This window comes from Angustibacter peucedani, assembly GCF_054779595.1.
Window position 1 is genome coordinate 1 of sequence record NZ_BAAGXY010000022.1, and the last position, 11074, is coordinate 11074.

The window sequence follows — 11074 nt, forward strand, 5'->3', positions numbered from 1 at the left end:
GCTGGCCCGCAGCGCGGCCAGCGTGCCGCTGACCGCGGGGACCAGGAGACCGGCGAGCAGCGCCTGCCACACGACCGGCCGGAAGCCGTCGCCGCCCGCGACCGCGGCGCCGAGCACCAGCACGACGGCGTACCCGACCGACAGGCCGGCCACGGAGGGCGCCACCGCCCGCAGCGGCGACCCGGCCGCCGCCAGGTCGCGCGGCTCGAGCCCGTGCCCGATCCGCCGCCCGGCCACCCAGCACAGCCAGACGGGCAGCGCGGTGCCGGCCAGTGGGGCGATGGTGATCGAGCCGCCCGGGACGTCGAGCCCCACGCGGTGCAGCACCAGCCAGACGTCGGTCGACACCCGCACGGCGTCGTCCCACGACGCGGTGGTCTGCGGCGAGGTGGCCCAGGCCAGCAGGGCGGGCAGGGTGACGGCGAGCCAGCAGACGGCGGCGGTCCAGAGCCCGGTGAGCAGCGCCATCAGCGGGGGGACGGGAGCCGGCGTGCCGTCGTCCAGGACCCGGCCGGACCCGCCGGCGGACGGGCGGGAGTCGGGGCGCAGTCGGTCGAGGAGGCTCATGTCCTGTCCATGGTCGCCGCCCCGGGCGCCCGGACGTCGGACCCGCGCCAGGTCGGGGTGTCGCGCCGCGGCGGCGATGCAACCGCGCGGCGGGGCCGCGCGTGATGATGGGTGACGGAGCAGGGAGGGAGGTGCAGGCGGTGACGGACGTGAGCGCCGAGGAGTCGTTCGACGAGTTCTACCGGACGACGGGTCGACGCGTCGTGCACCACGTGTACGCCATGACGGGCAACCGCACCGAGGCGCAGGACTGCGTCCAGGAGGCGTACGCCCGGGCCTGGCAGCGCTGGTCGCACGTGCGGGGGCTGGACGACCCGGAGGCCTGGGTGCGCACGGTCGCGCGCCGGGTGGCCGTGTCGCGCTGGCGGCGCACCCGGACGGCGGCGCGGCACCTGCTCGTGCACGGCCGCGAGGAGCACACGGCCGCACCCGGCGAGGCGCACGTCGTCCTGGTCGACGCGCTGCGCCAGCTGCCCGAGGCGCAGCGCCACGCGATCGTGCTGCACCACCTCGTGGGCCTGTCCGTCGAGCAGGTCGCGCACGAGACCGGCTCGCCCGTCGGCACCGTCAAGGCGCGCCTGCACCGCGGCCGCGCCGCCCTCGCCGAGGTCATCGGCCCGCTCGACGACAGCAGTCCCACCACGAGCACCACGAAGGAGGTCCGTCATGGCCGCTGAGACCCGCGACCCGCTCGCCCGCGCCCTGGACGGGCTGCGCGACGACCTGCGGGCCACGCCGCTCGCCCCCGCCAGCCAGGTGCGGCACCGCGGCGACGTCCGCCAGCGCCAGCGCCGCGTGGGCCTGGCCGTCACCAGCGTCGCCGCCGTCGCCGCGGTGGCCTTCGGCGCGGGCCAGCTGATGGAGCCGGTGGGCACGCCCCGGCCGGCTCCCCCGGCGTCCGGCTCGCTCGACGTCACGGGCGGCCCGTCGTCGTCCGGCACCTCGTCCCCGACCGTGTCGGTGCCGGCCGACCGCTCGGTGGTGAGGCTGAAGCCCGCGTCGCCCGGCGGCGGCACGGTGCCGGCGGCGTACTTCCTGCCCGGGCCGCAGTGGCGCGGCGCGGACCTGAACCGCGGCCACGCCATGGTCTCGGCCGAGCCGACCGAGACCGAGGGCAGCGTCACGCGGTTCGCGTGCGACCCCGACACCAGCATCCAGGGGGACGTCGCGTTCCTGCAGGTGCAGGAGCGGAACGGCACGATGGTGGCGACCCAGAAGGTGCGGCTGCTGGCCGACGACGCCGCGGCCACCGCGGCCGCCGCGACGTTCGCCGACCGGATCCCCCGCTGCCAGGACGCGTTGCGGGCGCAAGCGATCAAGGACAGCGCGAGCCTGCCCGCCGGCGAGACCGCGCCGGTGCCGAACGCCGAGGTCGTCGAGAGCACCACCGCCGCGGTGGACGACGAGACCGGCTCGGTGCGGATCTGGCGCACCACGAGCGACTACGGCACGGGCGCGGGCTCTTCGCTGGTCGAGTGGGTGGTGCTGGCCCGCGAGGGCTCGGCCATCACCTTCCTCAGCCTGCCGCAGTTCGAGACCTCGTCGGTGAGCGTGGCCGCGCTGACCCGGGTCGCCGACGAGGCGCGCCTGCAGATGCGGTTCGCCGCCAGCCGCTAGCAGACTGGGCGGCATGACGTCTGCCGCCGGACCGCACCACGACCGGCGGTGGCGGGCCCTGCTGGTGTGCCAGCTGGCGCTGTTCACGACGCTCATCGACGTCAGCGTTACCAACGTGGCGCTGCCCTCGATCGGGCGGGCGACCGACGCCTCGCCGTCCCAGCTGCAGTGGGTCGTGAGCGGCTACGTGCTGGCGTTCGGCCTCGTGCCGGTGCTCGGGGGCCGGCTCGGCGACGACCGAGGACGCCGGCAGATGTTCTTGATCGGGGTCGGCGGCTTCGTGGCGAGCAGCGTGGTCGTCGGCCTCACCCCGGACGCGCGGCTGCTCGTCGTGGCCCGCGTCGTGCAGGGGCTGTTCGGCGGGCTGGTGAACCCGCAGGTGGCCGGGATCGTGCAGCAGCTGTTTAGCGGCGCCGAGCGCGGCCGGGCCTTCGGCGCGATCGGGGCGACGGTCGGAACGGCCACCGCGGTCGGACCGCTCGTCGGCGGCCTGCTGATCGGGCTCGGCGGTCCCGAGCTCGGCTGGCGCCTGGTCTTCTTCGTCAACGTGCCGATCGGGCTCGTCGCGATCGTGCTGGCCCGGCGCTGGCTGCCCGACCCACCGCCGCGGGCCGAGGGGGCGACCCGACCGCGGCTGGACGTCGTCGGCGCGGTGCTGCTGGGGCTGACCACCCTGTGCGTGCTGTACCCGACGGTGCAGTACGACACCGTGCGCGACCCGCGCCTGTTCTGGCTGCTGCTGCCGGCGCTGCCGCTGGGCGCGGCCCTGCTGCGGCGCGAGTGGCGGCTGACCCGGGCGCGGCACGACCCGCTGGTCGACCTGCGGCTGTTCCGCCAGCCGTCGTACAGCGCCGGCGTCGCCCTGGCGCTGCTGTACTTCTGCAGCTTCACCGGCATCCCGCTGGTGCTGGCGCTCTACTACCAGCTCGGGCTCGGGCTGACGGCGCTGCAGTCCGGCCTCGGGGTCACCGCGTTCGCGCTCGGCTCGGCGGTGGCGGCGCCCGTCGCCGGGCGGCTCGTGCCGCGCATCGGGCGACCCCTGGTGATCGGCGCGCTCGTGGTCTTCGCCGCCGGTGCGCTCGCGCTGGTGGTCGTCGTCCGGACGACGACGCCGACCACCGACGCCGCGACGGCCGCGCTGCGCCTCGCGCTGCCCCTGCTGCTGCTCGGCCTGGGCAGCGGGGCGATCATCACGCCCAACCAGGCGCTGTCGCTCGCCGACGTCGACCCGGGCATGGGCGGCGCCGCGGCCGGGGTGCTGCAGACCGCGCAGCGCATGGGCTCGGCCGTCGGGCAGGCCGTGATCGGGTCGGTCTTCTTCGCCGCGCTCGCCGGCGCGACGTCCGGGTCGACGTCCGGCTCGACGTCCGGGTCGACGTCCGGGCCGGACCGCTACGCCCACGCGCTGTCGACCGCGGTGGTGGCGTCGCTGGCCTTCGTGGCGCTGGCGCTCGCCTTCGGCGTGGCCGACCTCGCCCTCGCCCACCGTCGCCGCCTCTCCACTCCCGTTCCCACCCGCTGACACGCCGAAGGGCACCTTCTTGAGAACTCGCCCCCAGATCAGCTCTGGGAGGGCGATCTCCCAAGAAGGTGCCCCACGGGGCGACGAGGGTCAGGCGGTGGCGCCGAGGCCCTGCATGATGTCGCGCATCAGCTGCGCGGTCTCGGACGGCGTCTTGCCGACCTTGACGCCGGCGGCCTCGAGGGCCTCCTTCTTGGCCTGCGCGGTGCCCGACGAGCCGGAGACGATGGCGCCGGCGTGGCCCATGGTCTTGCCCTCGGGCGCGGTGAAGCCGGCGACGTAGCCGACGACCGGCTTGGTCACGTGGTCCTTGATGTAGGCGGCCGCGCGCTCCTCGGCGTCGCCGCCGATCTCGCCGATCATCACGATCGCATCGGTCTCGGGGTCGTTCTCGAACGCCTCGAGCGCGTCGATGTGCGTGGTGCCGATGATCGGGTCGCCGCCGATGCCGACCGCCGACGAGAAGCCGAAGTCCCGCAGCTCGTACATCATCTGGTAGGTCAGCGTGCCGGACTTCGAGACCAGGCCGACGCGGCCGGGGCCGCTGATGTCGGCCGGGATGATGCCGGCGTTGGACTTCCCGGGGCTGATCAGGCCGGGGCAGTTCGGGCCGATGAGCCGCGTGGTGCCGGACTGCTGGGCGTAGGTGAAGAACTCCGCGGTGTCCTTGACCGCGACGCCCTCGGTGATGCACACCGCCAGCGGGATGCCCGCGTCGACGGCCTCGACCACGGCGGCCTTGGTGAACTTGGCGGGCACGAAGATGACGGTGACGTCGGCGCCGGTGGCCTCGACGGCCTCGCCCACGGAGCCGAACACCGGCACCTGCACGCCGTCGTCGAACTCGACGCTCTGGCCGCCCTTGCCGGGGGTCACGCCGCCGACGACGTTCGTGCCCGACGCCAGCATGCGCTGGGTGTGCTTGCGGCCCTCGGAGCCGGTCATGCCCTGGACGATGACCCTGCTGTTCTCGGTCAGGAAGATTGCCATGAGGTGTGGTCCGTCCCTTACTTCGCGGCCGCGAGCTCGGCCGCCTTGCGGGCGGCGCCGTCCATGGTGTCGACCAGCGTGACGAGCGGGTGCGCCGCCTCGCTGAGGATCCGTCGCCCCTCGACGACGTTGTTGCCGTCGAGCCGGACGACGAGGGGCTTGGTCGCCTCGTCGCCGAGGATCTGCAGGGCCTGCACGATGCCGTTGGCCACCGCGTCGCACGCCGTGATGCCGCCGAAGACGTTGACGAACACGCTCTTGACCTGCGCGTCGCCGAGGATCACGTGCAGGCCGTCGGCCATGACCTGCGCCGACGCGCCGCCGCCGATGTCGAGGAAGTTGGCCGGCTTCACGCCGCCGAACTCCTCGCCCGCGTACGCGACGACGTCCAGGGTGCTCATCACGAGCCCGGCGCCGTTGCCGATGATGCCGACCTCGCCGTCGAGCTTGACGTAGTTCAGACCCTTGGCCTTGGCCTGCGCCTCGAGCGGGTCGGCCGCCGCGGCGTCCTCGAGCTCGGCGTGGCCCGGGTGGCGGAAGTCGGCGTTGGCGTCGAGCGAGACCTTGCCGTCGAGGGCGATGATCGCGCCGTCCTCGGTCTTGACCAGCGGGTTGACCTCGACCAGCGTCGCGTCCTCGTCGCGGTAGACCACCCACAGCTTCTGGACGACGTCGGCGATCGCGTCCTTGACGTCGTCGGCGAAGCCGGCCGCGTCGACGATCTCGCGGGCCTTGGCCTCGTCGATGCCGACGATCGGGTCGACCGCGACGCGCGCGAGCGCCTCGGGGCGCTCGACCGCGAGCTGCTCGATCTCCATGCCGCCCTCCTTGCTCGCCATGGCGAGGTAGGAGCGGTTGGCCCGGTCGAGCAGCACCGAGAAGTAGTACTCCTCGGCGATCTTGGCGCCCTGGGCGACCATCACGCGGTGCACGGTGTGGCCCTTGATGTCCATGCCGAGGATCTCGCCGGCCTTCTCGGCGGCCTCGTCGGGCGAGTGGGCCAGCTTGACGCCGCCGGCCTTGCCGCGACCGCCGACCTTGACCTGCGCCTTGACGACGACCGTGCCGCCGCCGATCTGCTCGGCGCCCGCGCGGGCCGCCTCGGGGGTGTCGGCGACCGCGGCGTCGAGCACGGGGACACCGTGCTCGGCGAACAGGTCGCGCGCCTGGTACTCGAAGAGGTCCACGGGTAGCTGCCTTTCGCAGACGGCGCGCCGGAGCGTGTGCGACGACGTCGTCGGGGTGGTTCGGGCGGGTTCGCGCAGCGAGCCTAGCCCCGTGCTGGACGACGGCACGACGGCGGTCGGCCGAATGCGACCAACGGCACACGTGACCTGGCGGGCGGTGGCTCGTTGAACCGGCCAGGAGGTCAGACATGACGCGCACCGCCCGCCTGCTGCCCGTGCTCGCCCTGCTCGCCGCCCCGCTCGCCGGGGCCGCGGTGCTCTCACCGCCGGCCACGCAGAGCGCGCAGGCCGCCACAGCGTTGGGGGCTGTGACGACCGTGCCGGACCTGACCTTCAGCCTGACCACCGGTCCGGGTGGCGGGACCCGGTGCACGGTCGACGCGGACCTCTACCTCCCGGCGTCCGCGAGCGCCACGCACCGGGTACCCGCCATCCTCACCACCAACGGGTTCGGCGGCAGCAAGGATGACCAGGCCGGGCTCGGCCGGGCCTTCGCGGCGCGCGGCTACGCCGTGCTGTCGTACACCGGCCTGGGCTTCCCCGACAGCGGCTGCAAGATCACGCTCGACGACCCCGCGTACGACGGCGCCGCGGCTAGCCAGCTCATCACGTTCCTGGCGCGGGGCTCGGTCACCGCGACGCGCGCCGGCGCCACCTACCGGATGCCGGACGTCGTCGTCCACGACACGAAGGACCACGCCGGCGTCGCGCGCCGCGACGACCCGCGCGTCGGCATGGTCGGCGGCTCGTACGGCGGCCAGATCCAGTTCGCCACCGCCAAGGTCGACAAGCGGCTGGACGCGATCGTCCCGATCATCACCTGGAACGACCTGCAGTACTCCTTGGCGCCCAACAACACCTCGCTGAAGGGCGGCACCCCCAGCACGCCCGGCACCGAGAAGATCGGCTGGACGTCCCTGTTCTTCGGCGTGGGCATCGCCGACGGCGTCCAGGGCGCGACGATCGACCCGAGCCGGGACGTCGGCTGCCCGAACTTCCGCACCGAGGCGTGCGCCGCCAAGGTGCAGCTCGACACGCTCGGCTACCCCAGCGCCGAGACGACCGCGCTGACCGACCAGGTGTCGGTCGGCCACTACCTGCCGCAGGTGCGGATCCCGACGCTGCTGCTGCAGGGCGAGGCCGACACGCTGTTCGACCTGCAGGAGGCGGTGGCGACCTACCGCGGCCTGAAGGCGCAGGGCACGCCGGTGAAGATGGTCTGGCAGTCCTGGGGCCACAGCCGCTCGACGCCCGCGCCGGGCGAGCTCGACCTCAGCGGCGGCAGCATCGAGGGCACGTACCTCGGGGGCCGCATCAAGGACTGGTTCGACCACTACCTCAAGGGCTCGGCCGTGAGCACCGGCCCGCAGTTCGCGTACTTCCGCGACTGGGTGAAGTACACCGGCAACGCCGCCCCGGCCTTCGGCACCTCATCGGCCTACCCCGTGGCGGCCGGCACGAAGTGGTACCTGAGCGGCGGGACGACGGGTGGCGACGGCTTCCTGGTGCCGACCCGCGCCGCGGTGGCGCCGGGCACGACCTCCTGGGTCGGGCCGCCCGGCGGCGTGCCCTCCAGCTTCTCGGAGATCTCGGCGCTGCAGGGCTCGACGGTGCCGGACGGCATCACCCCGCCGTTCGACACGCCCGGCACCGCCGGCTCCTGGACGACGGGCCCGCTGTCGCGCACGGCCGACCTGGTGGGCGTCCCGACGCTCGACGTGCGGTTCACCGCTCCCGCGGTGGCGCTCAGCCAGCAGGCCGGTCCCGCCGGGAAGCTGCTGGTCTTCGCCAAGCTCTACGACGTGGCGCCCGACAGCTCGCTCACGCTGGTGAACCGGCTGATCAGCCCCACGCGCGTGCCGGACGTCGGCACGACCGTGCACGTCGAGCTTCCCGGGCTCGTGCACCGCGTCGCCGCCGGCCACCGGCTGCGCCTGGTGCTCGCGGCCACGGACGCCGCGTACAAGAACTCGCCGGTGCCGCAGCCGGTCTCGGTCACCGTCGACCCGGCGAGCCCGCCGGTGCTGACCCTGCCGCAGCTCGGCTGAGCCGTCGTCCGGCTACTCCGGGTGGACGTTCTCGCGGACCCACTCGACGATCGAGGCGGTCGTCGCGCCGGGCGTGAACACCTTGGCCACGCCGATCCGCTCGAGCTCGGGGATGTCGCCCTCGGGGATGATGCCGCCGCCGAACACCACGATGTCGCTGGCGTCGCGCTCCTCGAGCAGCTTCACGACCTTGGCGAACAGCGTCATGTGTGCACCCGAGAGCACGGAGAGGCCGACGACGTCGGCGTCCTCGGCGATGGCCGCCTCGACGATCTGCTCGGGGGTCTGGTGCAGGCCGGTGTAGACGACCTCCATGCCGGCGTCGCGCAGGGCGCGGGCGACGACCTTGGCGCCCCGGTCGTGACCGTCCAGGCCGGGCTTGGCCACGACCACGCGGACCGGTGCGGTGCTGCTCATGCGACGAGACCTCCTGGTCACGGGCGGCCGGCGCCGGTGCCGGGCCGCTCGGGGCTGCACCGGAACTGTAACCGCCCGGTCGCCCGCGCAAATCACCCGTCGCGTTGCCGGGCGCCGGGCCCGTCCAGCCGGTAGCGTCGCCGCCCGTGAGCACCGCTGCCACCGAGCGCCCCGCTCCCCCGGTCGCCCAGCGCGTCGACCGGGCGGCGCGCGACGTGCGCCGGCGAGCCGGCTCGGCGTCCCGCACGGTGGCCCGCGGTGCACGGACCCTGCTCTCGCCGTCCGGGCTGCGCGGTGCCGCGGTCGAGGCGGCCTGGGTGAGCACCCACCTGGCGCTCTACCCCCTCGGCCTGCTCGGTCCGCTGGCCCGGCCGCGCGCCGGCGAGGACGACCAGTACGGCGTCGGCCACCTGCCGCCGGTGCAGCGCGGCCTGCTGATCGGGGACGTCGAGGCCGCCGGGACGCCGATCCTGCTGGTGCACGGCATGGTCGACAACCGCTCGATCTTCGCGCTGCTGCGCCGCGGTCTGATGCGGCGCGGGTTCGGTCGCGTGCACACCCTCAACTACTCGCCGCTCACCGGGGACGTGCGCGTCGCGGCCGAGCGGTTCGCCGAGGAGGTCGAGGCGCTGTGCGCCGAGACCGGCTACGAGCGGCTGCACGTCGTGGGGCACAGCCTGGGCGGCCTGATCGCCCGGTACTACGTGCAGAGGCTCGGCGGTGACACCCGGGTGCACACGCTGGTCACCCTCGGCACGCCGCACGGCGGCACGCTGCCCGCCTACCTGCTGCCCGCCACGCTGTGCCGCCAGCTGCGACCGGGCAGCGACGTGCTGGCCGAGCTCGACGAGCCGGCCGCGACCCCGTGCCGCACGCGGTTCGTGGCGTACTGGTCCGACCTCGACCAGATGATCGTGCCGCAGCGCAACGCCCGCCTCGACCACCCCGACCTGCAGGCGCGCAACGAGCTGGTGCGCCGGGTCGGGCACATGTCGCTGCCGATCGACCCGCGCGTCGTCCACGGCGTCTGCACCGAGCTCGCCCAGCTCGACACCGACGGCAGCACGCTGACCGCCGGGGTCACCTCGATCCGGCGGACGTGATCACCGCCGGGTCCGCCGGCTCGTGTCGATCCGGCGGACTTGATCACAGCGCGTGACCTCCGTATGGTCGAGGGACCTGTCCCCGGCACCCCGTGAGGTACCCCTGTGCCCCAGCGCACCGCGTACGAAGGCCGCCACCGCGGTCGTCACCGCGCCGAGGTCCAGAAGTCGTCACGCGGAGTGGCGCTCCCGGGCGCCGCAGCCGCGGCCCTGACGCTGACCGCCACCGGCGTGGCCGTTGTCCCGGGTCTGGGCGGCGCGGCCGCCGCCAGCGAGAACGACGCGACCACCGGCCCGCTCCCCCGCACCAGCGGCGCGGACGCGGCCACCGAGCGCCAGCACATCGCCGACGCCCGCGCCCAGCTGGCCGAGGCCGAGCTGCTCGAGAAGGCCCGCGAGGCCCGCGCCGAGGCCCAGGCCCGCGCCAGCCGCGCCAAGGCCCGCAAGGCGATCGAGGACAAGCGCCGCAAGGCCCTCGAGGCCGCGCACCGCTGGGTGCTGCCGGTGCACGGCTACCGGTTCAGCTCGAGCTACGGCATGCGCTGGGGCCGGCTTCACGCGGGCGACGACTTCGCCGCGCCGATCGGCACCCGCATCGGCGCGCTGTCGTCGGGCACCGTGATCTTCGCCGGCCAGCAGAGCGGCTACGGCAACAAGGTCGAGATCCGCCACTGGGACGGCACCGTCAGCTGGTACGCCCACATGAACTCCATCGCCGTCACCGTCGGCCAGGCGGTCACGCCCGGCCAGATGATCGGCGAGGTGGGCAACACCGGTCACTCCACCGGTCCGCACCTGCACCTCGAGATCCACCCGGACGGCGGCGGCCCCACCAACCCCGAGCCGTGGCTGCGCGCGCACGGCATCGACGTCTGAGCTGAGCCGCCGCCCCTCGGTGGGCTAGTTGGCGCCCGGACCGCCGTCGCCCGGACCCGGGTCGGTCGGGTCCGTGGGATCGGTCGGGTCGGTCGGGTTCGTGGCGCCGCAGGGGTCGCCCTTCTTGTAGCCGCCGTTGCCGCCGCCCGCCGGGTCGCTGTGCGGGTTGCCGCGGCTGGAGTTGTGGCCGCAGTTGCCCCAGCCGTTGTCGCCGCCGTTGTCGGACGGCGCCACCGGCACCACCGCACCCCCGGGGCGCTGCGGCGTGCCGTTCGCGGCGAGCGCCGGGCCCGCACCGCCCACCAGCAGCGCGGCGGCGAGGCCGATCGTCGTCATGGTCCTGCGCATGGATGACCTCCGTGGTCGTGTCGAGCCCCGAGGACATGGACGTCGGCACGCGCCGCACGCCGGACGAGCCGTCGTCCGGGTGAGCACCCAGCGTGACCGGGGCGCGTGTCGGCGGGCCCCTGCCCGGTGGGGGAGGCCCGACCTCGCCGGTGCGGCCATGGGTGCGGCGCCTGCGCTGCGATCACAGCACCTCGGCCGCACCCACGCCCGCACTCATCGCGGCGTGGGCGGACGTCATCGAACTGGCAGACAAGAGGGACCCGGCCAACCACCGGTGCCCGATCTCTGCCAGTTCGATGGTCGGCTGCGCGCACCAGACCAGAGAATTGGGGCACGTTATGCCGACGTCCTACCCCACTTCTCTGGTCTCGACCCCCGCCCGAGACAGCACGCTGTCCT

General features: G+C 74.2%; 11 protein-coding genes. 6 read left to right on the plus strand and 5 right to left on the minus strand.

The features are described from left to right. The coding region (locus tag ACYVJ4_RS06060; RefSeq protein ID WP_460459215.1) for a cell division protein PerM at positions 1-567 on the minus strand (567 nt) is incomplete at its 3' end. A 149-nt stretch (positions 568-716) separates the two neighbouring features. Between ACYVJ4_RS06060 and ACYVJ4_RS06065 the strand changes: the two genes are divergently transcribed. The 3 genes from ACYVJ4_RS06065 to ACYVJ4_RS06075 are packed head-to-tail and all read left to right on the plus strand — an operon-like array spanning position 717 to position 3706. Then, positions 717-1244, plus strand: coding sequence for a SigE family RNA polymerase sigma factor (locus tag ACYVJ4_RS06065; protein ID WP_460459225.1), 528 nt, complete (start codon positions 717-719; stop codon positions 1242-1244). Continuing rightward, positions 1234-2184 (plus strand): hypothetical protein, encoded by a 951-nt coding sequence (locus ACYVJ4_RS06070; protein WP_460459216.1) that lies wholly within the window; start codon positions 1234-1236, stop codon positions 2182-2184. The genes ACYVJ4_RS06065 and ACYVJ4_RS06070 overlap by 11 nt, the downstream gene beginning before the upstream one ends. Before the next feature lie 13 nt (positions 2185-2197). After that, on the plus strand, positions 2198-3706 hold the full coding sequence (locus tag ACYVJ4_RS06075) for an MFS transporter (RefSeq protein ID WP_460459217.1): 1509 nt from the start codon (positions 2198-2200) through the stop codon (positions 3704-3706). Between the two features lie 90 nt (positions 3707-3796). On the opposite strand, the gene sucD is transcribed toward ACYVJ4_RS06075, so the two are convergent. Both sucD and sucC read right to left on the minus strand, forming a co-directional pair. Continuing rightward, positions 3797-4696, minus strand: coding sequence for a succinate--CoA ligase subunit alpha (sucD, locus tag ACYVJ4_RS06080; RefSeq protein ID WP_460459218.1), 900 nt, complete (start codon positions 4694-4696; stop codon positions 3797-3799). 17 nt (positions 4697-4713) lie between these two features. Further along, positions 4714-5883, minus strand: coding sequence for an ADP-forming succinate--CoA ligase subunit beta (sucC, locus tag ACYVJ4_RS06085; RefSeq protein ID WP_460459219.1), 1170 nt, complete (start codon positions 5881-5883; stop codon positions 4714-4716). Between the two features lie 188 nt (positions 5884-6071). On the opposite strand from sucC, the gene ACYVJ4_RS06090 reads away from it, so the two are divergent. Continuing rightward, complete coding sequence (locus tag ACYVJ4_RS06090; RefSeq protein ID WP_460459220.1) at positions 6072-7931, plus strand: CocE/NonD family hydrolase; 1860 nt, start codon at positions 6072-6074, stop codon at positions 7929-7931. A gap of 12 nt (positions 7932-7943) precedes the next feature. On the opposite strand, the gene ACYVJ4_RS06095 is transcribed toward ACYVJ4_RS06090, so the two are convergent. Then, a complete protein-coding gene (locus ACYVJ4_RS06095; protein WP_460459221.1) occupies positions 7944-8348 on the minus strand; it encodes a cobalamin B12-binding domain-containing protein in 405 nt (134 codons plus the stop codon). A gap of 146 nt (positions 8349-8494) precedes the next feature. Between ACYVJ4_RS06095 and ACYVJ4_RS06100 the strand changes: the two genes are divergently transcribed. Together ACYVJ4_RS06100 and ACYVJ4_RS06105 are read left to right on the plus strand one after the other, a co-directional pair. Beyond that, entirely contained in the window at positions 8495-9451 is a 957-nt protein-coding gene (locus ACYVJ4_RS06100; protein ID WP_460459222.1) for an esterase/lipase family protein, read from the plus strand. Between the two features lie 231 nt (positions 9452-9682). Next, positions 9683-10327, plus strand: coding sequence for a M23 family metallopeptidase (locus ACYVJ4_RS06105; protein WP_460459223.1), 645 nt, complete (start codon positions 9683-9685; stop codon positions 10325-10327). A 24-nt stretch (positions 10328-10351) separates the two neighbouring features. On the opposite strand, the gene ACYVJ4_RS06110 is transcribed toward ACYVJ4_RS06105, so the two are convergent. Further along, positions 10352-10663 (minus strand): hypothetical protein, encoded by a 312-nt coding sequence (locus ACYVJ4_RS06110; protein WP_460459224.1) that lies wholly within the window; start codon positions 10661-10663, stop codon positions 10352-10354. Positions 10664-11074 lie beyond the last annotated feature (411 nt).